This window comes from Mycobacterium branderi (genome assembly GCF_010728725.1).
In the GTDB taxonomy this organism is placed as follows: domain Bacteria; phylum Actinomycetota; class Actinomycetes; order Mycobacteriales; family Mycobacteriaceae; genus Mycobacterium; species Mycobacterium branderi.
This window is the reverse complement of the sequence record NZ_AP022606.1, coordinates 2,360,415-2,374,727: the sequence shown is the minus strand read 5'-3', so window position 1 is coordinate 2,374,727 and position 14,313 is coordinate 2,360,415. Positions and strand designations below refer to the sequence as shown.

Below are 14,313 nucleotides of genomic sequence, written 5' to 3'. Positions count from 1 at the left end.
CCCTCTAGGCGACCGCGGTCAGATGCTGGCGCTGCGGCTCGCTGCGATACCGCGACGGCTTGCCGTTGATCTTGCAGATCCGCCACATCAGCTTGGCGACGGGATTCATCAGGCGGGTGTCGTGGCAGAGCATCCGCACGTCGCCGAACATGTCGCGCAGCATCTGGCGCGACTCCGGCGACCGGAAGAACACCTCTTTGCGCACCTCGCGCGGGATGTCGAACTCACGCCAGAAAGCCTTGGGCGGCACCACAATTGCCGAGCAGAGGATCCGCATGGTGACCGGCACGTACAGCGACAGCCAGAACCGCTTGCGGCGCGGCAGGTGCGGCACACGCTTGCGCAGATACTCGTGGGCGAACGAGATGTGGCGGGCCTCCTCGGCCACGTGGATGGCCATCACCCGTTCCATGATCGGGTGCAGCTCCTTACCCTCACGCAGGATGTTCTTCTGCGTGTGGTCGATAGGCTCCTCGCCGGCGAGAATGCCGAACCAGAACGGAATCGGCAACGGGCCGGCAACCAGCGGGATCAGCGGCTGGACCCACTTCAGCAGCCGCGGCATGCCGGGCACGTCGGCGCCGATGTGGTTGACCATCTCCTGGAACATCATGGTGTGGTTGCACTCTTCGACCGCCTCGTGCAGGCAGTACCGGTACTCCGGTGAGCCGTTGGGCACCCAGAACGCGTACTCCATCAGGCCGCGAATCAGGATCGATTCGAAGTGCAGGCCGACCTTGGCTACGTTGGCCTGACGCCACATGCCGATCTTGATCTGGCGCTCTTCGGGCTGCGCCTTGTACCAAGGGTGGCGGCCCAGCGGGTCGGTCGCCGGAAGCTTCCAGCGCGGGTCGTTCTCGGTGACCGCGAACTCGGGCGCTTTCCAGTCGATGTCGGTGTACGGGTTGAAATTGCGACGCACCGACCCCTCGGACAGCGTGCGCAACATCTCGACGTACTCTGTGTCGTCCTGTACTTCCATGTTGCGGCGCCAGCGCTGCACGATTTTCGTCCGAGCCATCGAAGCCTCCCGATGAGGTTTACATTTGGACGTGTTATGTACACAGTACCGCAGGTATCGGCAACTTTCCATACCCAATGCGAGCACTGTGGCGCAGCCGCGATTCGCGACGTTGATGTGGTCTGAGTCACACTACCGGGTTCATTAGCCTGGTCACCATGGCTGAGACGCTCACGATCCCCGACGGCATCAAACCCCGCGACGGCCGCTTCGGATCGGGGCCGTCCAAGGTCCGGCCCGAGCAGTTGCAGACCCTGGCGACCAGCGCCGCCGGGCTGTTCGGCACGTCGCACCGGCAGGCGCCGGTCAAAGACCTGGTCGGCCGGGTACGCACCGGGCTGCGTGAGTTCTTCTCGGTGCCCGACGGCTACGAGGTCATCCTCGGCAACGGCGGGGCCACGGCGTTTTGGGACGCCGCGGCGTTCGGGCTGATCGACAAGCGGTCCCTGCACTTGTCCTACGGCGAGTTCAGCTCGAAATTCGCCAGCGCCGTCACCAAGAACCCGTTCGTCGGCGAACCGATCGTCGTCAAGGCCGATCCGGGCAGTGCCCCCGAGCCGCAGAGCGATCCCGCGGTCGACGTCATCGCCTGGGCGCACAACGAGACCTCGACCGGGGTGGCGGTGCCGGTGGCGCGTCCCGCGGGTTCGGGCGAGGCGCTGGTCGTCATCGATGCCACCTCCGGCGCCGGCGGGCTGCCGGTCGACATCACCGAGACCGACGCCTACTACTTCGCGCCGCAGAAGAACTTCGCCGCCGACGGCGGCCTGTGGTTGGCGATCCTGAGCCCGGCGGCGCTGGCGCGCATCGAGGCCATCGCCGGCTCCGGCCGCTGGGTGCCCGACTTCCTGTCGCTGCCGATCGCGGTCGAGAACAGCTGCAAGAACCAGACCTACAACACCCCGGCGATCGGCACGCTGGTGCTGCTGGCCGAGCAGATCGACTGGCTGCTGGGCAACGGCGGGCTGGACTGGGCGGTCAAGCGCACCGCGGACTCGTCGCAGCGGCTGTACAGCTGGGCGGACGCCAGGCCCTACACCACTCCGTTCGTGGCCGAGCCGCGGCTGCGGTCCCAGGTGGTGGGCACCATCGACTTCAGCGACGAGGTGGACGCGGCCGCGGTCGCCAAGGTGCTGCGCGCCAACGGCATCGTCGACACCGAGCCGTACCGCAAACTCGGCCGCAACCAGTTGCGGGTCGCGATGTTCCCCGCGGTGGAGCCCGACGACGTCAGCGCGCTCACCGAGTGCATCGACTGGGTGGTCGAGCGACTCTAACCGCTCCGGCGTGGCAGCGCTGTTTCGGCCGTTCACTGCACTAGAGTGCCCAGCAATCGGGTCCGGTTCAGCGGCCCGGAGGAGGTGCCATGCGGGAGCTCAAGGTCGTTGGACTCGACGTCGATGGCAAACACATCATCTGCGAAAGTGACGAACCGGCCGAGAAGTTCAAGCTGCGAGTCGACGACCGGCTGCGCGCCGCGGTACGCGGCGACGGCGCGCGGGTAGCACAAACCCAGATCGACTACGAGGTCCCAAGCATGCTGCGTCCCAAGGAAATTCAGGCCCGGATCCGCGCCGGGGCGTCCGTCGAGCAGGTCGCTGCGGCCGCCGGGGTGGACATCGAACGCGTCCAGCGATTCGCCCACCCGGTGCTGCTGGAGCGGTCCCGGGCCGCGGAGCTGGCAACCGCCGCGCATCCAGTCCTCGCCGACGGGCCCGCGGTGCTGACGTTGTTGGAGACGGTCACCGCCGCGCTGGTGGCCCGCGGGCTCAACCCGGACAGCACCACCTGGGACGCCTGGCGCAATGAGGACGGGCGCTGGACCGTGCAGCTGGGCTGGAAGGCCGGCCGCTCGGACAACGTCGCGCACTTCCGCTTCGCCCCGGGCGCGCACGGCGGGACGGTGACCGCGGTCGACGACGCTGCCAGCGAGCTGGTCGACCCCGACTTCGACCGTCCGCTACGGCCGCTGGCCACCGTCGCCCAACTGGACTTCGACGAACCCGAGCCCGAACCCGAAGCCGCGCCAGCCGAAGAAGCCGCGCCCGAACCGCAACGCGAGTCGGCGCGTGCCCGTCGCCGCAAGCCACCTGTGCCGGCGTGGGAGGACGTGCTGCTCGGTGTCCGCTCCGGCGGACAGCGCTAACCGGATCCGACGATCGCCAGCGCGAGCAACGCCAGCCACGCGCCCGTCACGCCCACGCCCGCGCCCAGCACGAACCAGCGCAGCACCGGCGTGTGCCGCCACCCCCACAGCGTCGGCGCCAATCCCCCGGCCGCCACGACGTTCAGTCCGACGGCCAGCAATGGATGCACGCGCTCGAGCCCGAGACTGAGCACCACGATCGCGACCGCCGTGACCGCAGCGACAAAGGCGGCGACCGTCAAACCCGTTGCCCAGGGCGTGGATTCGTCGGTCATGGCGCCGCTCCTCCCCATCGCTTCGCTCTGCATCGTCGCCGGCGCGGGTCACGAACCGAGCCTAACGCGCTCGTAGAACGCCAGCGCCGCGGCGGTGGCGACATTGAGCGAGTCGGTGCCACGCGACATCGGGATGCGTACCCGCAGGTCGCTTGCCCGCATCGCGGCATGGCTCAGACCCGGGCCTTCGGCGCCCACCAGCACCGCCACCCGTTCGTCGGCGACCGTCGACATCGCCGCCGGCAGCGTCACGGCATCGACGCTCGGCGTCATCGCCAGCAGCCGAAAATCCTTCTCCCGCAACAGGTTCAAGTCTCCGGGCCAGTTCGCGGCACGGGCATACGGCACCAGCAGCGCATGGCCCATCGACACCCGCACCGCCCGCCGGTAGAGCGGATCGGCGCAGCCGCTGCCGAACACCACCGCGTCGACGTCGAGACCGGCTGCGTTGCGGAAGATCGACCCCAGGTTCTCGTGGTCGTTGACACCCTCGAGCACCGCGACCGTGCGGGCGCCGTCGAGCACCTCGGCCACACTCGGCTCGGGAGCTCGGCGTGCCGCGGCCAGCACGCCGCGGTTGAGGTGAAAACCGACCACCTGGGCCATCACGTCGGCCGAGACCCGGTAATAGGGTGCGTCGCAGCCATCCAGGTCGGCCCGCAGTTCGGCGAGCCTGCGGTCGGTGCCCAACAACGCCAGCGGCGTGAACCGCGACGCCAGCATGCGCTGCACCACGAGCACGCCCTCGGCGATCACCAGGCCCTTGCCGGTCGGCAGATCCGGACGGCGATCGATGCTGTTCAGGTCGCGGAAGTTGTCGAGCCGTGGATCGTCGGGATCGCTGACGTCGCAGACGGCGCTCACGGGGTTTCGTCGACGATGGCCAGCATCAGATCGGCGGCGTCGCGCAGGGTTTCACGGTCGGCGCGGCCCAGACCCGCCAGCCGCTGCGCCAGCCACTCCTGGCTGGCCCGACGCTCGGCCTCCAGCAGCTCGGCGCCGGCCTTAGACACCGACACCAGGACTTGGCGCCCGTCGTCGGGATGGGCGACCCGGTCCACGAAACCCAGTTCGGCCAACGACGCGATCACCCGTGTCATCGACGGCGGACGGACCCGCTCCCGGATGGCCAGCGCGCCGGGCGTCATCGGCCCTTCCTTGGACAGCGTCGACAGCGCCGACAGCTGCGACAACGACACCGGCGACTGCGGCCGTCGGAAACGCAGCTGCCGCGACAGTCGCATGACCGCCAGCGACAGGTCGCTGGCCAGCCGCGTGTCGCCGTCGGTCACAGCGCGAAGGTTACGACACAACCTTGCAGCGTCAACACCGAACCACCGATCAGCTAGGTTTGATTGCCCGGCTTCTCCTCAGGCCGCTTCACGGCCCGCATCGGCGCCGGGCTAGCGTGATCTCGATGTCCGAGCCCGGCTCCACCCCCAACCCGCCGATGCTTCCCGCTGTGCTGCTCGAGGTGTGGCCGGTGGTCGGGGTCGGCGCGCTGGCCTGGCTGGGCGCGGCGGTCGCCGCCTTCCTCGTCCCGGGCCTGGACGGCTGGCGACCCGTGACGCTGGCCGGGCTGGGCGTCGGGCTGTTGGGCACCGGTATCTTCCTGTGGCAGCGCGACGCCGTCCGGCGCGGCGCACGCGGTGCGCAAACCGGGCTCGGGCACTTGCGGACCACCAAGTAGGAGGGAACGGTCGATGGCAGCGCCGCTATTGCAAGCACAGGTCGACATCAACGCGCCGGTCGCAAAGGTGTGGGAGTTGGTGTCGGATGTCCGCCGGATGCCGCAGTGGAGTCCCCAGTGCCGCGCGATGATGCCGCTCGGTCCGGTACGCCAGGGCACCCGCACGCTCAACCTGAACCGCCGCAACTTCTTGTTCTGGCCGACGACGTGCACGCTCACCGAGGTCATTCCCGAGCAGAAGCTGGCGTTCAAGGTCCACGCCAACGGCGTCATCTGGAGCTACGAGCTGCAGCCGATTCCGGAGGGCACCCGGCTGATCGAAAGCCGGCACGCCGAGAACGGCGTCAAACCGATCTCCACGATGACGGTGAACGCGCTGTTCGGCGGAGTGGACAGCTTCGAGCGGGAACTGGTCGACGGCATGAACACCTCGCTGGCCAAGATCAAGGCCGCCGCCGAAAGTTAGTCGTCGGTTTTCTCGACCATGTCGAGCACCCCGTCGTCGTAGGGGTCGTACATCGGCGAACCGCTGCCCGCCGGGGCCGGGGTGTCGGAGTGTGCGCCACAGCCGTATTCGGAGTCGACGACATGCCCGTCGGCGGACATCTCGTTGCCGCAGACCCCGAACTTCGCGCCCAGCGAGCCCGCCAGCGGCAGGTAGAAGCCGCAGTCGCGGCACACCCGTTTGGTCGAGCGCGCCATCGACGAGCCGGGACCGTAGTCACCGTCGTGCCAACGCTGGGCGGCCTGGGCGCGGCCCCAGGCGCTCATCACCCGTCGCCTCCCGAGCCCGAGCTCGACGGCGACGTCGTCCACCTGCGGATCGCCGCTGGCCAGATAGCCGGGCACCAGACGCAGGTCGTCCGGCGGCGGCGCCAGCAGGTCGCCCGGGCTCAGGTCGCCGGGCCGGACCCGCTGTTCCCACGGCACCCATTCCGGCGCCAGCAACGCCGTCGGCCCGGGCACCAGCACCACCTCGCTGACGGTGGCGTGGTCGGCACCCGGGTAGGCGGCCACCACGACGGCCCACTGCCATCCCTGGTAACCGGGCAGATGGGCCAGGAACCGGTGGGTGGCTGCGGTCGGATCCTCGTAGCTGACCCCGAGGTAGTCGCCTACCGTGTCGGCGCCGCTGAATTCGGCGACGGCGGCGCGCGCCTGCTCGACGGCGCCGGTGAGGATCGGCGCCAGGCCCTCCGCCCACTCGGCCGTGGTCACGCTGTCCGCTGTTTCCATACGTCTTCAATACTGCCGTAACGGCCGAGTGGCCAGCCACACCGGTCGCCTGCGCGCTCGATCACCCGCGATGGGTGAGAATTGATGCGTGTCCGGACGGCGGCGTGATCAACACACCCAGCACCCCGGCATGGCCAACTATCCGGCTGACGATCCGGGCTACCGCCGGCGGTCGCCCCGTACCACGATGCCCAGCGCCAACCGCTACTTGCCGCCGTTGCACCGTGAGCCGCCACCCAGCCGTCGCAGCGAACCGCCGCCCACTTCCGAGCGCGTCACCGTCACCCGGGTGGCGGCGCAGCGCAGCCGCGAAATGGGTTCGCGCATGTACGGATTGGTGCACCGGGCCGCGACGGCCGACGGCGCCGACAAGTCGGGGCTGACCGCGCTGACCTGGCCGGTGGTGGCCAATTCCGCGGTCGACGCCGCGATGGCCGTCGCGCTGGCCAACACGCTGTTTTTCGCGGCGGCCACCGGCGAGAGCAAGGACAGGGTCGCGTTGTACCTGTTGATCACGATCGCGCCGTTCGCCGTGATCGCGCCGCTGATCGGTCCGGCGCTGGACCGGCTGCAGCACGGCCGGCGCGTCGCACTGGCGCTTTCGTTCGTGCTGCGCACGGCGCTGGCCCTGGTGCTGATCGCCAACTACGACGGGGTGAGCGGCAGCTTCCCGTCGTGGGTGCTCTACCCGTGTGCGCTGGCCATGATGGTGCTGTCGAAATCCTTTTCGGTGCTGCGCAGCGCGGTGACCCCGCGGGTGATGCCGCCGACCATCGACCTGGTGCGGGTCAACTCGCGGCTGACCATGTTCGGTCTGCTGGGCGGCACCATCGCCGGCGGCGCGATCGCCAGCGGCGTCGAGTTCGTCTGCGACCACCTGTTCGAGCTGCCGGGCGCGTTGTTCGTGATCGTCGCGGTGACACTGGCCGGCGCGTGGCTGTCCATGCGCATTCCGCGCTGGGTGGAGGTGACCGCGGGCGAGGTCCCCGCCACGCTGAGCTATCGCCGGCACAGCAACTCGCTGCGGCGGGCGCTTCGACAACCGTTGGGCCGCAACATCATTACTTCGCTGTGGGGCAACTGCACGATCAAGGTCATGGTCGGGTTCCTGTTCTTGTATCCGGCGTTCGTCGCCAAGGCGCACGACGCCAGCGGATGGGTGCAGCTGGGCATGCTGGGGCTCATCGGTGCGGCCGCCGCCGTGGGCAACTTCGTCGGCAACTTCACCAGTGCCCGTTTGCAATTGGGCCGGCCCGCCGTGCTGGTAGTGCGCTGCACCGTCGCGGTCACGGTCGCCGCACTGGCCGGGGCGGTCGCCGGCACCCTGGTTGTCGCGACCGTCGCCACCTTGATCACGTCGGGGGCCAGCGCGATCGCCAAGGCCGCGTTGGACGCCTCGTTGCAGGACGACCTGCCGGAGGAGTCCCGGGCGTCGGCGTTCGGCCGTTCCGAATCGACACTGCAACTGGCGTGGGTGCTCGGCGGCGCGCTGGGCGTGCTGGTGTACACCGAGTTGTGGATCGGGTTCACTGCCGTGAGCGCGTTGCTCATCCCGGGCCTGGCGCAGACCATCGTCAGCTTCCGCGGCGACTCGCTGATCCCCGGCTTGGGCGGTAACCGGCCGGTGATGGTCGAGCAGGAGGGCGACCGCGCAATGGCGACGCCGCAGTGAAGCGCCCCGTCGTCGTGCTGCTCGCGGCCTTGGTGCTGGCAGCATCGGCGGCTGCCGGTGCCGGCGCGTGGCTGCTTGCGCGCGAGCATGGTCCGTCGCTGCCCGAGATCAGCGCGTATTCGCACGGCCACCTGACCCGGGTCGGGCCGTACCTGTACTGCAACGTGCTCGACCTCACCGACTGTAAAACCCCACACGCCCAGGGCGAGCTGCCGGTGAATTCCCGTGACCCCGTGCAGCTTTCGGTGCCGGCGGCGGTCGGCCGGGCGCCGTGGCGGCTGCTGCGGGTCTACGAGGACCCGGCTAACACCACGACCACCGTCTTCCGGCCGGGCAGCCGACTGGCCGTCACCATCGCCACCGTCGACCCGCAGCGCGGGCGGCTGAGCGGCATCGTCGTGCAGTTGATGACCCTGGTGGTCGACCCCGCGGGCGAGCTGCGCGATGTCCCACACGCCGAGTGGTCGGTGCGAACAAACTGGACTTAGGCGCCGTGGCCAGCGGGTACCTGTTCGCCCTCGAGCGGCGGCCCGGGTGGAGTGCCGTCGCCGAATGGCTTGCCACCCAAGTCTTCCCGGCCATGCGGGGTGAGCCAGTTGGCCAGGTCGGGGCCTTTCGGCACGATGCGGGTGGGATTGATGTCGGTGTGCACCATGTAGTAGTGCTGCTTGATCTGGACGAAGTCGACGGTGTCACCGAAACCCGGCGTACCGAACAGGTCACGCGCATACGCCCACAGCACGGGCATCTCGGACAACTTGGACCTATTGCATTTGAAATGCCCGTGATAGACCGGATCGAACCGGGCCAGCGTGGTGAACAGCCGCACGTCGGCTTCGGTGATGGTGTCGCCCACCAGGTATCGCTGTCGCGCCAGTCGATCGCTCACCCAGTCCAGCGCGGCGAACAACCGGTCGTAGGCCGCGTCGTAGGCCTGCTGTGAGCCGGCGAACCCGCACCGATATACCCCGTTGTTGATCTCGGTGTAAATCCGTTGCGCCACTTCGTCGATCTCGGCGCGCAACGGCTCCGGGTACAGCTGCGGCGCGCCGTCGCGGTGATAAGCCGTCCATTCGGTGGAGAAGTCCAGCGTGATCTGCGCGAAATCGTTGGTGACCACCGCGCCGGTCGGCACGTCGACGATCGCAGGGACGGTGATGCCCTTCGGATAGTCGGGAAAGCGCTTGAAGTAGGCGTCCTGCAGCCGCGGAATCTTGAGCACCGGGTCGACGCCGCCGGGATCCAGGTCGAAAGTCCAACTCCGCTCGTCGTGGGTGGGCCCGCAAAAACCAATGGAGATAACCTTTTCCAGGCCCAGCAGGCGCCGCACGATGATCGCCCGATTGGCCCACGGGCAGGCCCGGGCGACGATCAGCCGGTACCGGCCTGGCTCGACCGGATACCCGTCACGCCCGTCGGCGGTGATGCGAGTCGCGATGTAGTTGGTGTCGCGGGTGAACTCACCCGACTCGGCCACGTAGGCGGCACTCATGGTTCCGATACGGTCAGGAACCGCCGGGCCAGGTTCTCCTCGGTGGACGGGCCCGGCTCCCAATGCGCGATCCACGGCCCGGTGCCCTCGGACTGGTCGAGGACCCCCTCCTCCAGCCAGGTGTAGCGTCCTCCCAACACGTTTCGGGACAGCCCGACGTCGGTGGCATCCGTGTTGGACCACAACGCATGGAACAACGCCTCGACCCGCAGCGTGGCCTGCTGGCAGAACGCCTCGGCCAACTCGTATGCCTGCTCGCCTTCGGCCCGGTCCGAAACCCGTTGCGCCTCAGCACGAACGCACACTGCCGCCATGGCGAACAGCTCGGCCCCGATGTCCACGACGCGGCCCAAAAATCCCTGCTTTTGCTCCAGCGCGGCCTGCCAGCGGGCCATCCCGTAGAAGGTGTTGCGGGCCAGCTTGCGTGACGAGCGCTCGACAAAGCGCAGATGCGTTGCCAATCGGCCGAAGTCGCGGTATGTGGTGGGTAGCTGACCTTCGCCGAAAACCAGCTGCGGCAACCACTTTGCGTAGAAGCCGCTCGCGCCGGCGGCGGCCTTGGCCTTCTGCCGCATATCCGCCTTCGGGTTGGCCAGATCGCCGGCGGCGGTCAGGTGCGCGTCCACCGCCTCCCGGGCGATCAGCAGCCGCATGATCTCGCTGGAGCCTTCGAAGATCCGGTTGATCCGAAGGTCGCGCACGATCTGTTCCACCGGCACTGCGCGTTCACCACGCGCGGCCAGCGACTCGGCGCTCTCGTAGCCGCGACCGCCGCGGATCTGCACCAGCTCGTCGGCGATCACGCAGGCCATCTCGCTGGACCAGAGCTTGGCCAGCGCGGCCTCGATGCGGATGTCGTTGCGGCCCTCGTCGGCCATCTGGCCGGACAGTTCCAGCACCGCCTCCAGCGCATACGTGGTGGCGGCGATAAACGAGATCTTGTTGGCCACCGCCGCGTGCTCGCCGACCGGCTTGCCCCATTGCACCCGTTCACACGACCACTCCCGCGCGATCTTCAAACACCACTTGGCGGCACCGGCGGCCATCGCCGGAATCGACAACCGGCCGGCGTTCAGCGTCGTCAGCGCGATCTTCAGACCGTCGCCCTCCCGCCCGATCAGGTTTTCGCGCGGAACCCGGACTTTGTGCAGCCGGGTCAAGCCGTTTTCGATCCCGCGCAATCCCATGAACTTGTTGCGCCGTTCGACGGTGATGCCGGGGGAGTCGGCCTCGACGACGAACGCGCTGATGCCACCGCGGTGGCCTTCACTCTTGGGTACCCGGGCCATCACCACCAGCAGATCGGCGACGACGCCGTTGGTGGTCCACAGCTTGACCCCCTCCAGTTCGTACGCCGCGCCATCGTCGATCGGCGTCGCGGTCGAGGCCAGCCGCGCCGGGTCGGAACCGACGTCGGGTTCGGTGAGCAGGAACGCCGATATTCCCCCGGCGGCACAGCGCGGCAAGAACTTCCGCTTCTGTTCTTCGGTCCCGGCCAGTTTGAGCGGTTCGGGCACCCCGATCGACTGATGTGCGCTCAGCAGTGCACCGAAGCTCGGATGCACCGACGACGCCATCATCAACGCCCGGTTGTAGGCGACCTGCGACATGCCCAAACCGCCGTACTCGGCGGGAATCTTCATGCCGAAACAGCCGAGGTCGGCCAGGCCCTTGACGTACTCGTCGGGAATCTGGGCATCGCGCTCGACGACGGCACCGTCGAGCGTGCCGAGAAACTCCCGCAGCTTGGCCAGGAACGCCTCGGTGCGGGCGGCCTCCTCGTCGGACGGGCGGGGAAACGGATGGATGAGCTCCAACGGGAAGCGGCCCAGGAAGAGTTCCTTGGCGAAAGATGGCTTATCCCAACCGCTTTCGCGTGACTCTTCGGCTACGGCTCTCGCCTGCTCCTCGGTGACCTGTACTTGCTGCGCCATCGGACACTCCCTGGTCTTGCGACACTAGTTTACTCGCCAGTAACTAGTGTTGCCCGTGGCGCAGTTCTCTACACGCGCTTTGGCGGAATGGCCGTCGCCAAACGCCTAACCGTCGAGCTCGCGAGCCACGGCTCTGACCACCTCGGAGACCCGACGGGCCGTTTTGCGGTCCGGGTAGCGTCCCTTGCGCAGTTCGGGTTGCACCGTGCTTTCCAGCAGCGTGATCATGTCCTCGACCATGCCGTGCAGCTCGTCGGGGCTGTGCTTGTGTTCGGCGGCGGGTCCCTCACGGCGAGCACGCGACAGGCTCGGCGGCGGATCAATCAGCTTGAGGCTCAACGCCTGCGGCCCCCGGCGGCCGGTGGCGACACCGAACTCCACGCGCTGGCCCGCTTTCAGCCCCTCGACACCCTCAGGCAACGCCGAGGAGCGAACGTAGACGTCCTCGCCGTCCTCCTGGGACAGGAAGCCGAAACCCTTGTCCGGGTCGTACCACTTCACCTTGCCGGTCGGCACTGGTCTCACCTGCTTGTCTGACGGATCCCTACACGACGAAGCGTCCCGCGAGTGCAGGACGCGATGACTGGTGATCCTACTCGGATGCCGCGCGCACGATCACCCCTGATTGGCCGGTACCCTGGCAATACCGCTGGAGGAAGAAATGCGCCTGATCCTGAACGTCATCTGGCTGATCTTCGGCGGCCTCTGGTTGGCCGTCGGCTATCTGCTGGCGGCGCTTGTCTGCTTCCTGCTGATCGTCACCATTCCCTTCGGCTTCGCGGCACTGCGCATCGCGTCGTACACGCTGTGGCCGTTCGGGCGCACGATCGTCGAGAAGCCGGGCGCCGGGACCGGCGCGCTGATCGGCAACGTGATCTGGGTGCTGTTGTTCGGCATCTGGCTCGCGATCGGGCATTTGGCCAGCGCCATCGCAATGGCGGTGACGATCATCGGCATCCCGCTGGCGTTGGCCAATCTCAAGCTGATCCCGGTGTCGCTGGTGCCGCTGGGCAAGGAGATCGTTCCGGTGAGCCGTCCGGAATCGGTGCTGTCATGACGGTGATCGCGCTCGGCGTGCCGACAGTACGCCGCCCCGCAGACGACCCGGGCAGCCACGGGCCGGCGCCCGCCACCGGTCCGCTGGTCGACACGTACGGTCGGGTCGCCACCGACTTGCGGGTGTCACTGACCGACCGCTGCAACCTGCGCTGCACCTACTGCATGCCGGCCGAAGGGCTCGACTGGCTACCCGGCGAGGAGCTGCTCCGGCCCGACGAACTGGCCCGGCTGCTGGGCATCGCGGTGACGCGGCTCGGCATCACCAATGTGCGGTTCACCGGCGGTGAACCATTGTTGGCCCGCCACCTGGAAGACGTGGTAGCTGCGGCCGCCGCATTGCGCCCCCGCCCGGAGATCTCGCTGACCACCAACGGCCTCGGCCTGGAGCGGCGGGCGGCCGCCCTCGCGCAGGCTGGTCTGGACCGGGTCAACGTGTCGCTGGACACCGTCGACCGCGACCACTTCGCGGCGATCACCCGCCGCGATCGGCTCTCCGACGTGCTGGCCGGCCTCGCCGCGGCCAAGGCGGCCGGCTTCGAACCGGTCAAGGTGAACGCGGTGCTCGACCCGGCGACCGGCCGCCAGGACGTCGTCGAGCTGCTGCGGTTCTGCCTCGAACATGGCTACCAATTACGGGTGATCGAACAGATGCCGCTGGATGCCGGACATCAATGGCGCCGGGGCGCCTCGTTGAGCGCCGACGATGTGATGGCCGCGCTGCGACCGCACTTCCGCCTGCGCCCCGACCCCGCGCCCCGCGGTTCGGCGCCGGCCGAACTCTGGCTGGTCGACACCGGCCCGGGCGGACCGTCGGGCAAGGTCGGGATCATCGCCTCGGTGTCGCACCCGTTCTGCGCGGACTGTGACCGCACCCGGCTGACCGCCGACGGCCAGATCCGCAGCTGCCTGTTCGCCACCGAGGAGACCGACCTGCGCGGGCTGCTGCGCACCGGCGCCGACGACGACGCCATCGAAGCCGCGTGGCGTACCGCAATGTGGGGCAAGCCGGCCGGGCACGGCATCAACGACCCCGGCTTCATCCAGCCGGCCCGGCCGATGAGCGCGATCGGCGGCTGACCCATGACCCAAGTGCCCGACGAGCTGACGGGAATCCAGGTCACGGTCCGCTATTTCGCGGCGGCGCGGGCGGCGGCCGGCACCGAAACCGAGACCGCCACGCTGCGGCCCGGCACCACAGTCGCCCAGCTGGTCGAAGCCCTCGCCGAACACAACGAGCGGCTTGCGACCGTCCTGAAGCGATGCTCATATCTGTGCGACGGTGTCGCCGTCCGCGACGAGTCCGCCGTTGTCCGCGCGGGCCAGACGATCGACGTTCTCCCGCCCTTCGCCGGTGGCTGACGCACGTGATTTGCGTCACATAACGGATTGATCACAGCACGGCAACGACCCGGTTGCGACGGGGTCTGACCTGCGCAAATCGAACGCTTTCCTGGCATTTTAGCCGGGCATCGCGCTCGGAAACGCGGCATTCGCGCAGACGTGCATCGAGCGCCACGACCCGCTACCGTTCTCCGCGGGCTTGCCGAATCTTGTTGAGCGGCGGGCCTTCCCCGCTTGTAGCGCCGAGCTCCATCCAGCAGGCGGGGGCCGACGACAACCGTGGATGGAGGCGGGGGACCCAACCAGTCCGCCGTGATCGGACCGGGGCCGCGCGCGGCCCCTTGGGGTGAAGCCACCGCCGACAAGCGGCAGTGGCCGGGCAACCTCTCTTGAGCCCGAACCCGACAGCTGACCTCGCAGGCGCATACAGAGAGGACAGCACCGGCG

The 14,313-nt window shown here is 68.4% G+C and carries 17 protein-coding genes and 1 riboswitch; of the genes, 9 read left to right on the top strand and 8 right to left on the bottom strand.

Going from position 1 to position 14,313, the window contains the following annotated elements:
• Window positions 1–4: 4 nt before the first annotated feature.
• Complete coding sequence (locus G6N47_RS12280) at window positions 5–1,021, bottom strand: AurF N-oxygenase family protein (RefSeq protein ID WP_083131334.1); 1,017 nt, start codon at window positions 1,019–1,021, stop codon at window positions 5–7.
• 158 nt (window positions 1,022–1,179) lie between these two features.
• Between G6N47_RS12280 and serC the strand changes: the two genes are divergently transcribed.
• Window positions 1,180–2,298 carry a phosphoserine transaminase gene (gene serC / locus G6N47_RS12275; protein ID WP_083131333.1) on the top strand — a complete coding sequence of 373 codons (1,119 nt, stop codon included), beginning with the start codon at window positions 1,180–1,182 and terminating at the stop codon, window positions 2,296–2,298.
• An 89-nt stretch (window positions 2,299–2,387) separates the two neighbouring features.
• Complete coding sequence (sepH, locus tag G6N47_RS12270; RefSeq protein WP_083131332.1) at window positions 2,388–3,167, top strand: septation protein SepH; 780 nt, start codon at window positions 2,388–2,390, stop codon at window positions 3,165–3,167.
• Here sepH and G6N47_RS12265 read toward each other — a convergent pair.
• The 3 genes from G6N47_RS12265 to G6N47_RS12255 are packed head-to-tail and all read right to left on the bottom strand — an operon-like array spanning window position 3,164 to window position 4,734.
• On the bottom strand, window positions 3,164–3,442 hold the full coding sequence (locus G6N47_RS12265) for a DUF2537 domain-containing protein (protein ID WP_083131331.1): 279 nt from the start codon (window positions 3,440–3,442) through the stop codon (window positions 3,164–3,166). The two genes, sepH and G6N47_RS12265, sit on opposite strands and share 4 nt — an antisense overlap.
• Window positions 3,443–3,490: 48 nt before the next feature.
• A complete protein-coding gene (locus tag G6N47_RS12260) occupies window positions 3,491–4,306 on the bottom strand; it encodes a TrmH family RNA methyltransferase (protein ID WP_083131330.1) in 816 nt (271 codons plus the stop codon).
• Window positions 4,303–4,734, bottom strand: a complete 432-nt coding sequence (locus tag G6N47_RS12255) for an Rv0880 family HTH-type transcriptional regulator (protein WP_083131329.1) — start codon at window positions 4,732–4,734, stop codon at window positions 4,303–4,305. Before G6N47_RS12255 ends, G6N47_RS12260 begins: the two co-directional genes overlap by 4 nt.
• A gap of 125 nt (window positions 4,735–4,859) precedes the next feature.
• Between G6N47_RS12255 and G6N47_RS12250 the strand changes: the two genes are divergently transcribed.
• A complete protein-coding gene (locus tag G6N47_RS12250) occupies window positions 4,860–5,132 on the top strand; it encodes a DUF2530 domain-containing protein (RefSeq protein WP_083131458.1) in 273 nt (90 codons plus the stop codon).
• Window positions 5,133–5,145: 13 nt separating this feature from the next.
• On the top strand, window positions 5,146–5,598 hold the full coding sequence (locus tag G6N47_RS12245) for an SRPBCC family protein (protein ID WP_083131328.1): 453 nt from the start codon (window positions 5,146–5,148) through the stop codon (window positions 5,596–5,598).
• Here G6N47_RS12245 and G6N47_RS12240 read toward each other — a convergent pair.
• On the bottom strand, window positions 5,595–6,368 hold the full coding sequence (locus G6N47_RS12240; RefSeq protein WP_083131327.1) for a DUF3027 domain-containing protein: 774 nt from the start codon (window positions 6,366–6,368) through the stop codon (window positions 5,595–5,597). The two genes, G6N47_RS12245 and G6N47_RS12240, sit on opposite strands and share 4 nt — an antisense overlap.
• A gap of 130 nt (window positions 6,369–6,498) precedes the next feature.
• On the opposite strand from G6N47_RS12240, the gene G6N47_RS12235 reads away from it, so the two are divergent.
• Both G6N47_RS12235 and G6N47_RS12230 read left to right on the top strand, forming a co-directional pair.
• Window positions 6,499–8,040: an MFS transporter gene (locus G6N47_RS12235; RefSeq protein ID WP_083131326.1), complete on the top strand. Its 1,542-nt coding sequence runs from the start codon at window positions 6,499–6,501 to the stop codon at window positions 8,038–8,040.
• The gene (locus G6N47_RS12230) at window positions 8,037–8,528 is read left to right on the top strand and encodes a DUF2771 domain-containing protein (protein ID WP_083131325.1); all 492 of its coding nucleotides are present in this window, start codon (window positions 8,037–8,039) and stop codon (window positions 8,526–8,528) included. The genes G6N47_RS12235 and G6N47_RS12230 overlap by 4 nt, the downstream gene beginning before the upstream one ends.
• Here the strand turns inward: G6N47_RS12230 and G6N47_RS12225 are convergent.
• The 3 genes from G6N47_RS12225 to G6N47_RS12215 form a co-directional block, all read right to left on the bottom strand.
• On the bottom strand, window positions 8,525–9,532 hold the full coding sequence (locus G6N47_RS12225; protein ID WP_083131324.1) for a glutathione S-transferase family protein: 1,008 nt from the start codon (window positions 9,530–9,532) through the stop codon (window positions 8,525–8,527). The two genes, G6N47_RS12230 and G6N47_RS12225, sit on opposite strands and share 4 nt — an antisense overlap.
• A complete protein-coding gene (locus tag G6N47_RS12220) occupies window positions 9,529–11,466 on the bottom strand; it encodes an acyl-CoA dehydrogenase family protein (RefSeq protein ID WP_083131323.1) in 1,938 nt (645 codons plus the stop codon). Before G6N47_RS12220 ends, G6N47_RS12225 begins: the two co-directional genes overlap by 4 nt.
• A gap of 105 nt (window positions 11,467–11,571) precedes the next feature.
• A complete protein-coding gene (locus tag G6N47_RS12215) occupies window positions 11,572–11,982 on the bottom strand; it encodes a cold-shock protein (protein ID WP_083131322.1) in 411 nt (136 codons plus the stop codon).
• A gap of 145 nt (window positions 11,983–12,127) precedes the next feature.
• Between G6N47_RS12215 and G6N47_RS12210 the strand changes: the two genes are divergently transcribed.
• From G6N47_RS12210 to G6N47_RS12200, 3 genes are read left to right on the top strand one after another with little or no spacing between them, the layout of a single operon-like run.
• Complete coding sequence (locus G6N47_RS12210; protein WP_083131321.1) at window positions 12,128–12,523, top strand: YccF domain-containing protein; 396 nt, start codon at window positions 12,128–12,130, stop codon at window positions 12,521–12,523.
• Window positions 12,520–13,602, top strand: coding sequence for a GTP 3',8-cyclase MoaA (moaA, locus tag G6N47_RS12205; RefSeq protein WP_083131320.1), 1,083 nt, complete (start codon window positions 12,520–12,522; stop codon window positions 13,600–13,602). Before G6N47_RS12210 ends, moaA begins: the two co-directional genes overlap by 4 nt.
• 3 nt (window positions 13,603–13,605) lie before the next feature.
• Complete coding sequence (locus tag G6N47_RS12200; RefSeq protein ID WP_083131319.1) at window positions 13,606–13,884, top strand: MoaD/ThiS family protein; 279 nt, start codon at window positions 13,606–13,608, stop codon at window positions 13,882–13,884.
• A gap of 280 nt (window positions 13,885–14,164) precedes the next feature.
• Window positions 14,165–14,305: riboswitch (cyclic di-AMP (ydaO/yuaA leader) on the top strand.
• Window positions 14,306–14,313 lie beyond the last annotated feature (8 nt).